General features: G+C 61.1%; 13 protein-coding genes and 1 pseudogene. 4 read left to right on the top strand and 10 right to left on the bottom strand.

The genetic code is table 11. From position 1 onward, the window contains the following. Positions 1-136: 136 nt before the first annotated feature. The 3 genes from SOP95_RS27995 to SOP95_RS27985 form a co-directional block, all read right to left on the bottom strand. Positions 137-976 (bottom strand): alpha/beta fold hydrolase, encoded by an 840-nt coding sequence (locus SOP95_RS27995; protein WP_274077825.1) that lies wholly within the window; start codon positions 974-976, stop codon positions 137-139. Between the two features lie 141 nt (positions 977-1,117). Next, entirely contained in the window at positions 1,118-1,654 is a 537-nt protein-coding gene (locus SOP95_RS27990; RefSeq protein WP_414920315.1) for a hypothetical protein, read from the bottom strand. Between the two features lie 421 nt (positions 1,655-2,075). Beyond that, on the bottom strand, positions 2,076-2,996 hold the full coding sequence (locus SOP95_RS27985; protein ID WP_274077826.1) for a LysR family transcriptional regulator: 921 nt from the start codon (positions 2,994-2,996) through the stop codon (positions 2,076-2,078). Between the two features lie 140 nt (positions 2,997-3,136). On the opposite strand from SOP95_RS27985, the gene SOP95_RS27980 reads away from it, so the two are divergent. Continuing rightward, entirely contained in the window at positions 3,137-3,532 is a 396-nt protein-coding gene (locus SOP95_RS27980) for a RidA family protein (RefSeq protein ID WP_323609058.1), read from the top strand. A gap of 77 nt (positions 3,533-3,609) precedes the next feature. Here SOP95_RS27980 and SOP95_RS27975 read toward each other — a convergent pair whose 3' ends face one another. Then, entirely contained in the window at positions 3,610-4,080 is a 471-nt protein-coding gene (locus SOP95_RS27975) for a MarR family winged helix-turn-helix transcriptional regulator (protein ID WP_274077828.1), read from the bottom strand. A gap of 294 nt (positions 4,081-4,374) precedes the next feature. Between SOP95_RS27975 and SOP95_RS27970 the strand changes: the two genes are divergently transcribed. The 3 genes from SOP95_RS27970 (at position 4,375) to SOP95_RS27960 (ending at position 7,855) form a co-directional block, all read left to right on the top strand. Then, positions 4,375-5,328 (top strand): PDR/VanB family oxidoreductase, encoded by a 954-nt coding sequence (locus SOP95_RS27970; RefSeq protein ID WP_323609057.1) that lies wholly within the window; start codon positions 4,375-4,377, stop codon positions 5,326-5,328. Between the two features lie 33 nt (positions 5,329-5,361). Next, entirely contained in the window at positions 5,362-6,429 is a 1,068-nt protein-coding gene (locus tag SOP95_RS27965) for an aromatic ring-hydroxylating dioxygenase subunit alpha (protein WP_323609056.1), read from the top strand. Between the two features lie 184 nt (positions 6,430-6,613). Continuing rightward, entirely contained in the window at positions 6,614-7,855 is a 1,242-nt protein-coding gene (locus SOP95_RS27960; RefSeq protein ID WP_323609055.1) for an MFS transporter, read from the top strand. Positions 7,856-8,189: 334 nt separating this feature from the next. On the opposite strand, the pseudogene SOP95_RS32300 reads toward SOP95_RS27960, so the two are convergent. The 6 genes and pseudogenes from SOP95_RS32300 to SOP95_RS27935 all read right to left on the bottom strand — a co-directional run. Next, positions 8,190-8,287: pseudogene (locus SOP95_RS32300) on the bottom strand (alpha/beta fold hydrolase); the annotation flags it as partial. 57 nt (positions 8,288-8,344) lie between these two features. Next, entirely contained in the window at positions 8,345-9,988 is a 1,644-nt protein-coding gene (locus tag SOP95_RS27955) for an arylsulfatase (protein WP_323609054.1), read from the bottom strand. 45 nt (positions 9,989-10,033) lie between these two features. After that, on the bottom strand, positions 10,034-10,828 hold the full coding sequence (locus SOP95_RS27950; RefSeq protein ID WP_323609053.1) for a cyclase family protein: 795 nt from the start codon (positions 10,826-10,828) through the stop codon (positions 10,034-10,036). Then, complete coding sequence (locus SOP95_RS27945) at positions 10,806-11,810, bottom strand: NAD-dependent epimerase/dehydratase family protein (protein WP_274077833.1); 1,005 nt, start codon at positions 11,808-11,810, stop codon at positions 10,806-10,808. Before SOP95_RS27945 ends, SOP95_RS27950 begins: the two co-directional genes overlap by 23 nt. Before the next feature lie 10 nt (positions 11,811-11,820). After that, positions 11,821-12,804, bottom strand: coding sequence for a fumarylacetoacetate hydrolase family protein (locus SOP95_RS27940; RefSeq protein WP_323609052.1), 984 nt, complete (start codon positions 12,802-12,804; stop codon positions 11,821-11,823). After that, positions 12,801-13,382, bottom strand: a complete 582-nt coding sequence (locus SOP95_RS27935) for a cupin domain-containing protein (RefSeq protein WP_323609051.1) — start codon at positions 13,380-13,382, stop codon at positions 12,801-12,803. The genes SOP95_RS27940 and SOP95_RS27935 overlap by 4 nt, the downstream gene beginning before the upstream one ends.

Raw genomic sequence — 13,382 nt, 5'->3', positions numbered from 1 at the left:
GGCAAAAGATGCGCCACCTTACCCGGCTTTTCCGCCAAATCAGTTACCTGATCACGCCGCCTCCGTGTCTGATCTCGACACGGGCGAGCTATTCGTTCACGGCCAAGACTCGTCGGTCAATTAGCCGGCATCGCAATCAATTGCGCTCGGATGGCTGCAGGCGTGGCTTGTACATGCCGTTGGCGATCATCAGCGCAGGCTCTTCATCGTCGTGCTGCTGGCTGAGGAATTCGCGTATCGCTTCGGCGGTTCGCCTGGCGCTGGTCACCACGAAAAAATGCCCCTCGCCCTGCAGGACGTACAATTCGGCACGGCGGATGGCGCGGCGCAGGATGTGCGCGTTGTACAGCCGTACCAGGGTGTCGCGTTCGCCGGTGAGGATCAGCGTGCGCTGGCGCAGACGGAACAGCCGCAGCAGGCTGGTCCAGCCGATCAGGGCGGCTAGCTGGTGGTAATAGGTCCGCGGGTTGGCCGTGAGCATGCCGTTCACCACACCGAAGCGCAGCAGCGTCTGTAGCGAATTGCTCGAGCCTTCCTGCTTGCCCGGTTTGACACGTTTGCTACTGCGAAAAAAATCCAGGATATCGGCGGGCTTCACCAGCATCGCCGGGCCGGCGGAGGTCGCGGCAAGGATCAGCCGACGCACCATGCCCGGGTAACGCAGGGCGAATTCCTGCGCCAATGCACCGCCCCAACTCACACCGAACACATCGACCTGTTCGATCCCCAATTGCTTGAGCATCTCGGCGATCAGGTCGGCATGGCGCGGCAGACGCATCGGCCTGCGGGGCGTTTGCGATTTTCCGACCCCGGGCACATCCAGCGTAATGGTCCTGTAGCCCACCAGTTCATCGCGCAGGGGATCGAAGGTACGGATCAAACCACCCAGGCCGTTGAGCAAGAGCAGCGGTGAACCTTGGCCGCGGATTGAAACGTTCAACTGCAAATCTTGAATGGTCAACTTGTGTGTTGTCATGGATTCCCCCCCTGGCCTGCCTCATGGATCTCAATGGCAGGAATAACACCCTCGACGGTTTTGGGGCCTTTCATTGGCGCTGTCCAGGTCGATCTTCAAGTCGTGGGCACTGATGATCTTGAGCATTGAAATCTTCCCCGCTCAGGCGCCTGGGTTTGAAACTTGAATGAAGATCGACCAGGCCCCGAGCAGTATCCAGAATGTGGTAAAGATCCATGGCGTACGCACCGAAAACAACAAGGCTTTGCGGTAGCCTTTATGCGTGGACTCTCGTTCGGAAAACAAAGGGGATTCGTCGTAGGCCAATCCCATCAGCGGCTCACTGCGCAGCAGCTCGCTCTGCTTGAAATACCAGTGATCGATAATGTCATAGGCCGCGCGAATGCCGGGCCAGGCATTCAGGGAACTGAGCACGCCAAACAATGCCAGAAACGGGGGTACCACCAACGTGAACAGCTTGCCCCACTCGGGGTTCAGATTGGCCATGCAGGAAGCAAAGGCAATCACCAGAAACGACTGTGCGGCCAGGTAAGCGTCCGTCCGATTGGCGAGGATACTGGTCTCGTACTGAATCTCCCTTCGGTAGAAATCCAAGCGCTCTTTGGGCGAGCCAAACATCTTTGCGTTGTGCTCGCTCAGCTCGGTTTGATCGATGTGAGAGGTCAGGATTTTCGGCACGATGGTTTCACTCTGATCGGTTGGTACGGTGGCCATTTCATCTGAAGGTGATGGGCCTGAGAAAATTTTCTAAAGATTCTTCAAATTCGACGAGCGGCACGGCGTACTGCCACTCGGGCATTTACTTCACCAGTCGTCGCTCGATCCTTCGCTGAGCAAAACTTACACAACGCAAACGCTCTCTACATCGCGCGGAAAAACCAGCGCCCCCAGAAGCGCCATGTCGCGATTTTGAAGGAATGGGTCAAGGAACCTGATTTTCAAACCGGGAAGGCCGCCGCTTAAAGTCGTCTCCAGGCCTCAAGCCGAGAAATACGGGATCAGTGACGTGACATGGCGTGAGACAGCCACCTTGAGCTGGACAGAGGTGGCCACTTGATGAGCCTGAAAGCCTGCATAGGGCCAAAAGCCCCCTCCACCCTCAACCCCGTCCATCCACCGGCGCATGCTCGGCCATCAATTCCATCACCCAGTCGATGAATACCCGCACCTTGGCGCTGACATGGCGATTGGGCGGGAATGCCAGGTACATCGGCATCGGTGCCATGTGCCAGTCCTCAAACAGTGGCAGCAGCTCGCCGCTGACCACGTGCGGTTTGGCCATGTACTGCGGTAGCCAGAGCATGCCCAGACCCGCCAGACCTGCGGCGAGGTAGGCATTGCCGTCGTCGACCGTCAGCTGCGGGCGGCCCTGGGCCTCGATGCGTTCCTCGCCCCGCTGCATCGCGTAGGGCAAGGCTTTGCCTGTACGAAACCAGAGAAAGCCGACGGTACTGTGCCCGCCCTCCTCCAGCTCACGTGGGTGCGTCGGCGTACCGCAGCGCTGCAGGTAGCCCGGCGCGGCATAGATACCGAGTTGCAGATCGCCCACATGCCTTGCCACCAGGGACTGATCGGTGATCTCGCCGCCACGCAACACGCAGTCGACGTTTTCGCCGATGATGTCGACGATTCGATCGCTCACGCCCACGGTCAGCTGGATTTCCGGGTAGCGTGCAAAGAACCCGGGCAAGGCAGGTATCAGCAGCATTCGCGCCAGCGGACTGGGCACATCCACCCGCAGCCGCCCGCGCGGTGTCATCGACGCGCTGGACAGGCTGGTCTCGGCGTCGTCCATATCGGCCAGCAGCCGGGTGACGCGCTCGTAGTAGGCCGCGCCATCGGCGGTGACGTTGACCTTGCGTGTGGTGCGGTTGAGCAGGCGCACGCGCAGCCGCGCTTCCAGTTGCTGGACGAGCTGCGTCACGCTGGTCTTGCTCATGTGCAGGGTGGCTGCCGCCTTGGTGAAGCTGCCGGTTTCCACCACTCGGGCGAAGGCCTGCATCGCATCGAAACGGTCCATTTCACGCCTCACTCGGGTCTGGATAGTTTGGATTCTACAAACAGTCATGACCAGAGTTGCTTGTTTATCCAGGTCGGCCGACTTTCTACAGTAGTTCCATCATCAGCAACGGGCCACGATGGCCCCGAAGGAGCTATGCAATGACCATTAAACGTGATGTCGTTTTCCCGCCTGATCGCCATGCACTGTACGAACTGCACCGCTACTCGCCGGCGATTCGCTCCAACGGTTTTCTGTTCGTATCCGGTCAGGTCGGCAGCCGCAAGGATGGCTCGGCCGAGCCGGACCTCGCGGCGCAGGTGCGCCTGGCCTTCACCAATCTCAACGCGATCCTGGCCGAGGCCGGCAGTAGTTTCGAGGATGTGGTCGACACGACCATCTTCATGGTCGAGCCCGACTCGACATTCGAAACCATCTGGAAGGTAGCGGCCGAGTACTGGGGCGAAGCGCCCTACCCGACGGCGACCGCTATCGGCGTGACCTGGCTGTCCGGCTTCGACTTCGAGATCAAGGTGATTGCCAAACTACCGCAATAGACCCGACTCAGTCCCTCCTCCGATCGCCAAAGGAAACAGTTTGTTTTTTCCAGAGAACGCTATTCGTTCACGCGGACTCAAGCGTCGACTGGATCGTAATCGTTCACGTTGGCGACCTGGGCATGCAGGCGGCCCAGCAACTCGATCAACGTGTCCACTTCCGAGGCTGAGAGCCCACTGAGCAACCGCCGTTCGCGTTCCAGTGCAACCTTGAGCACCCGCTCATGCAGCGCTTTGCCACTGTCAGTCAGGCTGACGGTGTAGCGCCGTGCATCCTTGGAATCGACCTGGCTGCAAATGTGCCCGGCCACTTCCAGCGATTGCAGTGAACGGCTGACCGCACTCTTGTCGAGGCCGATCGTCTGACAGATTCGATTGGCGGTGATGTCGTTTTCCACGGCGAGCATCGAGAGCATTCGCCACTCGACCACACCGATGCCGAAATGCTTGCGATAGCACTGCGACGCCCCCGAGGAGAGCTTGTTGGACAGGAAATTCAGCAGTGCAGGGACGTAACGCGTCAGGTTCAGCTGGGATTCTGCGGACATTGAGCAAACACCTTGGATCGGCGGGTCTTGGAATATTAGTTGACACCGCAACTAAATAATCGGAGGATTTCCCTACCGAACGTCACGGGCGATGATTCGCATGATAGGCCGTCGCCCTGACTCATAAAAATAATTATCAGGTCCTGGTCATGAACCCCTTCACTCTCATCGCCTTCGCGTTGCCCAAGCAAACGATCGTCCTCCACGCACCAGCGCCCGGCTGACCTGCCTCCCTGGCCAATGCTCTAACCCAGGTTTTTTTTCAGCAGCCACTTCAGTGTGGAGGGACAAGTCATGCTTCAAGTCAACGTCACCCGCAAAGCCGACGAAGCCGAAGGCATCTGCAGTTTCGAATTATGTGCCGCGGACGGCAGCACGCTACCGGTGTTCGAAGCCGGTGCCCACATCGACGTTCACATTGCCGACGGCCTCACCCGGCAGTACTCCTTGTGCAACGATCCGAAGGAGCGCCATCGCTACCTGATCAGCGTGCTCAAGGACCCGAACTCCCGTGGCGGCTCCAAAGCCATGCACGAGCAGATACGGTCAGGGCAAACGCTGACCATCAGTGCTCCGCGCAACCTTTTCCCGCTGGAGCACTCAGCCCGCCGACACCTGCTGTTTGGCGGTGGCATCGGCATCACGCCCATGCTGGCCATGGCCTATGAGCTTTCGCACCAGGGCGCCGACTTCGAGTTGCATTACTGCTTTCGATCCAGCGACCGCGCGGCGTTCGTTGCGCTGCTGGCGCAGACGCCTTTCGCCGATCGCATCAAGCTTCACGACGACAGCGGCTCGCCCATCCAGAAGCTGGATGCACCCGCCTTGCTCGCCACACCCGACGCCGGCACCCACCTTTATGTGTGCGGACCGGGCGGTTTCATGAACTACATACTCGACGCTGCGCAGAACGCGGGCTGGTCGCAGGACCGCGTACACAAAGAGTTCTTCGCCGCAGAACCTGTCGATCAAAGCGCCAATGCCCCCTTCGAAGTCGAGCTGGCACGCAGCGGCCGGGTCTTTCAGATTCCTGCCGAACGTACGGTGTTCGAAGTGCTGGACGAGGCCGGTATCGAGATCGAGTCATCCTGCGAGCAAGGCGTCTGCGGTACCTGCGTAACCCGGGTTCTGAAGGGCATACCCGAGCACCGGGACCAGTTTCTGACAGTGGCTGAACAGGCCGCCAACGACCGCTTTACCCCCTGCTGCTCTCGCGCCAGATCATCGCGCCTGGTGCTGGATCTCTGAATCGAACAACAACATGAAACCTGGAGAACACCCATGAACATCCAGTCGCTTGCCGAAGAAATTGCAGCGCCGGCCTTGCCTGACTTTCCCCTGAACCAGTGGTACGTCGCTGCGCTGGGTTGGGAGTTGAAGGACAAACCCGTGGGCCGCACGCTGCTCAACAAGCCTGTCGTGCTGTTTCGCAAACCCAGTGGCGAGGTCGCCGCGCTGGAAGACCGCTGCTGCCACAGGGCACTGCCATTATCGAGCGGCACACTCGAAGAATCCGGCATTCGTTGCGGCTACCATGGCCTGCTGTACGATGAACGCGGAAAATGCGTCGAGATCCCTGGCCAGGACAAGATTCCGAGCAAGGCCAAAGTACCCGCCTACCACGTGCGTGAGCAGGACCAGATCGTCTGGATCTGGTTTGGCAGCGAGTCACAATCGGAGCCGACCTGCGAGCCGCCGACCTACCCTGTCCACAGCAGCGGCAAGTACCTGTTCGACGGCAACGTTTACCACTACGACGCGCCTTACCAGCTGATTCACGACAACCTGATGGACTTGAGCCATCTGGGTTATGTCCACCTGCGCACCATCGGCGGCAACGCCAGCATCCACATGAATGCGCGGATGAGTGTGGAAAGTGAAGGCGATGTGGTGCGGGTCGTGCGCCACATGCCGGACTCCGTTCCACCGCCCACGTACACGGCCGCCTACCCGTTCAAAGGCACCGTGGACCGCTGGCAGGAAATCGAATTTCACGTCAGCCATCTGCGCATCTGGACCGGAGCGGTAAATGCCGGCACCGAGGACCTGGACAACCCCGATCGCGGTGGTTTCCATATGCGCGGATTCCACGGGGTCACACCCGAGACTGCAACCACCAGTCACTACTTCTGGACCATTGCCACCAACCCCGAAAGCGATCCGGAAGCCATCAAGGCCAAGGTGGTTGAGCAAACGATATTGACCTTCGATGAGGACAAGGTGGTGATCGAAGACCAGTACCGGAACATGTGCCGGTTTGGCGTGCGCCCGATGATCGACATCCATGTCGATGCCGGTGCCAATCGCGCCCGCCGCATCATCGAGCAACTGCGCCAATCCACTTCCTGAAGTACCCAGCGCACGCGTACCGATTAAGAGTGCGTGCGCATTTTCCGGGCCCTTGCATGCTCCACTGACCCACAAAAACAAGAAGGTATCGACATGTACTCACTGCAATCCCTGCTTTGGCGGGGTGGTTTCGGCTGCCCGTCGTTCACACCTACTGCCTACCCACAGCCTCGAGCCTGACGCCATGAGCCAGTCGATTGGGCAACAGCTGGACGAAAAACCCATGCTCAGCTTCCAGTGGGGCGTGATTGCGCTCTGCTTTCTGATCAACATGCTCGATGGCTTCGATGTATTGGTGATGGCGTTCACCGCCGCTTCCATTTCCGCCGACTGGGGCCTGAGCGGCACTCACCTCGGCTACCTGCTCAGCGCCGGGCTGGTCGGCATGGCGATTGGCTCGCTGTTTATCGCGCCCTGGGCCGACCGCATCGGGCGACGGCCGTTGATCCTGCTGTGTGTCGGCATTGCCGGCCTCGGCATGCTGGCGTCATCCAGGGCAACCTCACCGGAAATGCTCGCCGTATTGCGCCTGATCACCGGACTTGGCATCGGTGGCATCCTGGCCAGCAGCTACGTCATCGCCGGGGAGTACGCCAACAAGAAGTGGCGCAGCCTGGCCATCAGCCTGCAATCCACGGCCTATGCACTGGGCGCCACGATCGGCGGCCTCATCGCCGCGCAGATCATCCCGTCCCTGGGCTGGCGTTCGGTGTTCTTTTACGGTGGCGTAGCGACGCTGCTGACCCTGCCCATCCTTGCATTCTGGTTGCCCGAGTCCCTGGCTTTCCTGCTGTCTCGCCAACCCCGGCGTGCGCTGGAACGTATCAATATCCTGCTCAAACGCGTGGCGATCACCTCGCTCGAGCGTTTGCCCGAGGTGTTGCAGGACGCCAGGAAACCGCTACGGGCGACCTTTGCAGAACTGTTCTCGCCAGCCCTGCTGCGCTCGACCTTGCTCGTCTGGTGCGCCTTCTTCCTGGTGATGTTCGGCTTCTACTTCGTCATGAGCTGGACGCCGAGGCTGCTGGTGTCGGCCGGCCTGTCGAATACGCAGGGAATCACTGGCGGCGTGCTGCTCAACGTCGGCGGCATTCTCGGCACTTCGCTGATCGGCCTGCTGGCGGCACGCTTTCGTCTGTCCCGGGTACTGATGGCTTACCTGGTGATCAACGCGGTACTGCTGGCAATCTTCGTGAAATTCACCACCCACCTGAACCTGGCCTTCGCCCTGGTCCTGCTGATCGGCATCTTTGTGAACGGCTGCGTCGCCGGGCTCTATGCCCTGACCCCAAGCATCTACAGCGCCACCCAGCGCGTCACCGGCCTGGGTACCAGTGCGTATTCGGCCGCCCGTGAGTGGGCCAACAAACCTGTGAGCTGGCTTGCCAGCGAAGAGGCCGGCACAGCCAACATCTCCTTCATCTGACACACCGCCTTCGCCGGCAAGCCGGCTCCTACAGGGGATCACCGCCAGACTCAATTCCCGGCAACACCCGACAAAACTGTAGGAGCTGGCTTGCCAGCGAAGAGGCCGGCACAGCTAACATCTCCTTCATCTGACACACCGCCTTCGCCGGCAAGCCGGCTCCTACAAGGGATCACCGCCAGACGCAAATCCCGGCAACACCCGACAAAACTGTAGGAGCTGGCTTGCCAGCGAAGAGGCCGGCACAGCCAACATCTCCATCGCCTGACCCACCGCCTTCGCCGGCAAGCCGGCTCCTACAGATGTGTGCATCTGCCCCTGCAGCTACTTGACTCCTGACGAAAGCGAGCAAGTCGGCGTTGGTGGTCGGCATACCGTGGGGGGGTAGCCCGAGTAGGTTTTCAGCGTGCCGTTTTGCAACAGCTTGGCTGACCGTCAGGAAAAGCGTCTGCCCTCATGCATCCGTACGGGTGCATGAGGGCAACCCGGTCAATGCGGTGGGAACACCACGCCGACCCGCTCGGCATACTTCAACCAGGCAGCCTTGAGCCGTTGCACCGTCTCGGGTTGGGCGGCCGCCAGGTCGGTGGTTTCGCCGCGATCCTGGGCCAGATCGAACAATTGCCATTGCGGCGGCTGCGCGTTATCGCCAAAACCTGCTTGGGGGCGCATGCCTAGCAGTTTCAGGTTTCCCTCGCGGTAATAGGCATTGCCAAACAGCTCGCCGGCCAGGCTATCGTCAATGTGCGGGCTGCCCTTGCCGGCAAGCATCGGCAGCATGGATTTGCCGGTAATCGGGTGTTTACCTGCGTCCGTTGGCGCTTCGATACCCGCCAGCTCGAGGAAGGTCGGCGCCAGGTCATCCACCCGCGCAACCCCGCGTTCCACACCCTGGCGACGCAGTGACTTGGGCAGTTGAACGATCGCCGGCACGCTGATGCCGCCTTCTGCGGTGGTGCCTTTGAACAGGTGGAAAGGTGCCGCGCTGACTTCAGCCCAGCGCAGGCCATAGTCGATCTGCGAACCCTTCTGCCCGAGGTTGGCATAGCTATTGTCGGTGTGTGGGCCCGGTGGATAGAACTGGGCGTGGTTCTCCCCTGCCGCGCCGTTGTCCGACATGAACACGATCAGCGTGTTGTCGTACTGTCCACTTTGCCGCAGGTAATCAACCAGGCGGCCAATGTTATGGTCGAGGTTGTCGACCATGGCGGCGTAGATTTCCATCTTCCGCGCCTCGACCTTTTGCTGCTCAGGGCTCAGTTGCTCCCAGCCCGGCAGCTTGGGATTCACCGGTAGCGGCTTCGCCGGTTGGGCATCGCCCGCCATCAGGCCGAGTTTTTTCATCCGTTCGATCCGCGCCAGGCGTACGCTGTCATAGCCCTGGTTAAACCGACCTTTGTACTTGTCCAGGTACACCTTCGGTGCTTGCAGCGGCCAGTGCGGCGAGGTGAACGCCGCGTAGGCGAAAAACGGCTTGCCGTCCTTCTGGCTGTTTTGCAGGTAGCTGATCAGTTTGTCGGTGTAGAAATCCGAGGAATAGAAATTCTCCGGCAACTCCACGGCCTTGCCGTTTTCCCGATAGTGCACTTGTTCGATCCTGGCCGGGTCGACACTGGCGGGTTTGAAGTGCGACGAACCGCCCTCCAGCAAGGTAAACGACTGCTCGAAGCCGCGCTGATCCGGTCCCTGGTCCGTCTCCAGACCCAGGTGCCATTTGCCGACCATGAGGGTGCTGTAGCCGCCCTGTTTCAGCAGTTCGGCGATCGAATAGGAACGCTGGTTCAGATAGCCCTCGTAACCCGGCTTGCCCCGTTGAAAGGGTTGCAAGGCTTCCGCCATGGTGCCGAGTCCGGCGAGGTGGTTGTCCGTGCCGGACATCAGCATCGAGCGGGTGATCGAACAGGTCGGCGCGGCGTACAGGTTGGTGAACTGCAAACCATCCCTGGCCAGTTGATCCAGGGTGGGCGTATTGATTTCGCCGCCATAGCTGCCCAGGTCGGAATACCCCAGGTCATCGGCCACGATCAGCAGGATATTGGGCTTTGCCGAGTCGGCGCTGGCCGCCATGGCCAGGCTGCTACTCACTGCCAGCACGGCCGTCAGTAAGGTTTGAGGCAGACGCAAAAGAGGCATGTGTTCTCTCTTATTGTGTTGATCGAGGAGGGATTCCAGCGCGGCTTACTCTTCGAAGATCGCCACCGCGCGAACAAACCCCGCCGAAGCATGCTTGATCTTGTAGGGGAAACACGACACCAGAAATCCATTGGCCGGCAAGGATTCCAGGTTGGCGAGCTTTTCCATTTGCCCATAACCGATATCGCGCCCGGCCTTGTGCCCTTCCCAGATGATCGAGGCATCGCCGTCGGCGGCAAAACGCTCGCGGGTGTACTTGAAGGGCGCGTCCCAGCTCCAGGCATCGGTACCGACCACCCGTACCCCACGCTCCAGCAGGTACATCGTGGCTTCACGGCCGATGCCGACGCCGGCATCCAGATAACCCGGCTGGCCGAACAACGCGCCGGCACGGGTGTTGATCAGCACGATATCCAGCGGCCGCAACACGTGGCCGATACGCGCCAGCTCCGCTTCGATCTCGTCGGCGGTCACCACATGACCGTCCGCCATGTGCCGAAAGTCCAGCTTCACCCCCGGTTGCAGGCACCAATCCAGCGGCAACTCATCGATGCCAAAGGCCGGCTGACCGCCATCGGTGGTCGAGGCGTAATGCCAGGGCGCGTCCATGTGCGTGCCGCTGTGGGTGGTGATATGCAGTCGTTCGGCGGCCCAGGATTCATTGCCCGGCATCTGTTCGAGCTGCAAGCCGGGGAACATCGCCGCCATTTCCGGCCAGCCTTGCTGGTGATCCATGTAATCGATCTTCGGCAGCAACGGTGGCGGATCGGTGTAGGGGTTGTTGTCGAGGGTGACCGAGAGGTCGACGAGACGACGTTTAGGCTTGGTTGGCTGTGACATGAAAGGTCTCTCCGGTCAGCGGCAGGTGTCGGGGGGCCGCGGGGTTAAGGGCATTGCGCACCAGCGCGGCAGCATTGCGGTCATGGCTGAAGCCGGCGGCACGGGCTTGTGGGGTTTTCAGGGGGGGCATGCGCCCGAACAAGGCTTCCAGCCCGGCGTCGGGGGAAAAACTGATCAGCCTGCGGCGCTCCTGTCCATAACGCTCGGCCAGTGCGTCGATCACCTGGGCGATGGACAACTGCAACACCGGCAATTGCCAGACCCGCTGAGCCCCGAGCACGGCGCCATCGAGCTCGGCCGCGTGGATCAGGTTGTTCACACAGCAGCGCGCCGACATCCACCAGGCCGTCGCCTCTGGCGAGACCGGGCATTGATAGGCTTCACCCTCGGCAAACGCGCGCATCAGGTCGCTCATGAACGCCGACCGCAAGCCATTGGGCTCACGGGGCCGGGCGACGATGCCCGGCAGGCGCAACGCACGACCGTCGACATCACCGCGCCGGGCCAGGTCGCTCACCGCGCTTTCGACCATGGCCTTGTGCGTGCCATAGGACAATTGCGGGCGCAACTCGGCGGCCTCGCTCATGCGTTCCGGCAGATGACCGCCGTACACCGCGACGCTGCTGGCGTACACCAGGACCGGTGGCTGGCTTTTGTTGCGCAGTTGGTTGAGCAGTTCCAGGCTGGCCAGCAGGTTGACCTGATAGCCCAGTTCGTACTGCTCTTCAGCCGCGCCTCCGGGAATGCTGACCAGATGGAACACCACGTCGATGCCGTCGGCCAACACCCGGCGCATCAGTGCGGGATCGGTCACGCTGCCGAAATGACGGCGCAGACGGGCGTCATCCGGCAAACCCTGCAAGTCCCTGTCCAGCACCAACAACGAACCAATGTGCTGGCCGCGCAAACTGCCCCGCGCCAGCAGGCAACGCACCAGCTCTCGTCCGACAAAACCATTGGCTCCGGTAATCAACACTCGCATAGAGCGCCCCTCAGCCCTGGGCCTGAACGACACGTTGATCGATCGCGCCGAACAACGACTGGCCATCGTTATCCAGGACGTCCATGTGCACGCGGTCGCCAAAGCGCATGAAGCCGGTTTGCGCGGCGCCCTGCTCGATCATCTCGATGGCGCGACGCTCGGCGATGCAGGCCGACCCGGCACTGCGTTCGGCATTCGACACGGTGCCGGAGCCGATCAACGTGCCAGCACCCAACCGGCGAGTCAGCGCGGCATGGGCGATCAACTGGCCAAAGTTGAAATTCATCTGTCCGCCGTGGGGCTGACCGAACCATTGGCCATTCCAGTGCACCTGCAACGGCAGGTGCACGCGACCGTCGCGCCAGGCGTCACCCAATTCGTCCGGGGTAATGGCCAGCGGGGCGAAGCTGGACGAGGGTTTGGCCTGCAGGAACCCGAAGCCCGTGCGCATTTCCCGGGGGGCCAGGGCGCGCAAGCTGACGTCGTTGATTTGCAGGATCAGCTTGATGTGCTGCAGCGCCTGTTGCGCGTCGCAGCCCATCGACACCTCATCCACCAGCACGACGAATTCGCCTTCGAAGTCGATGCCCTGGCTCTCGCTCGGCAACGCGATGTCGTCGCGCGGGCCGATGAAATCGTCACCGGCGCCCTGGTACATCAACGGTGTGTGCTCGACGCCGTCGATGGGGTCGAGGTTGAACGCTTTCTGCATCAGCGCACCGTGGCTGAGGAAAGCGGAGCCGTCGCACCACTGATAAGCGCGGGGCAACGGCGCCATGGCTTGGGCGGGGTCGAATGCGAAAGCGTTTGCCGCTGTGCCCGCATTCAACTCACTCGACAGCGCCTGCAAGCGCGGCTCGACGCTGCTCCAGTTCTCGATGGCCTGCTGCAAGGTCGGCGCCACGGAACTGGCGTCCAGTGCCCAGGCGAGATCCCGCGAGACCACGACGAGCTGTCCATCACGACTGGCGTTTTTCAGGGTGGCGAGTTTCATGCGGATGCTCCTTGGGCAAGGCTCAACTCAGCCGCGAAGCGTCCGTCGAGCAGGATGAAGACCATGCGCGCCATCGCTTCGGTGCGGTTGCTCCAGGCATGGTTGGTGCCGCGTTGCACCACGACGTCGCCGCGCTTGAGGTGCACTTCTTCCTCGTCCAGTACCAGCCACACTTCACCCTCGGTGACGATGCCGTAGTCGAGGGTTTCGGTGCGGTGCATCAACTTGTGCCGGGAGTCGGCTTTGCCCGTGCCAGCGTGGGATTGGCCAATTTCGGCGAACACTGCCGCGGCACTTTCAGCGCTGACCTGGTCCTGCACGCTGTCCGGTGGAATATCCACCACCCGAATCACGCTACCCAGGGGGCCGGGGCTCAGTTGCAGGGGTTTGCTGCTGGGATCACTGGCGTTGTCGAGCAACGCCGGGCTGGTGCTGCTGTTCCACAGTTCATGAAACACCGTGCCCGGTACCGACGCCAGCGGGAACACGTTCGGCGTCGGCCCGTTGCTGGCGACGATGGCCCGGCCATGTTCATCGTGCCCGGTGACCACTCGTTTGAATTCAGGAAGCGTTTGCAT

The organism is Pseudomonas sp. YuFO8 (assembly GCF_035065025.1).
In the GTDB taxonomy this organism is placed as follows: Bacteria; Pseudomonadota; Gammaproteobacteria; order Pseudomonadales; family Pseudomonadaceae; genus Aquipseudomonas; species Aquipseudomonas putida_AE.
The sequence above is the reverse complement of the archived record's forward strand: the minus strand, read 5'-3'. Positions and strand labels throughout refer to the sequence as shown.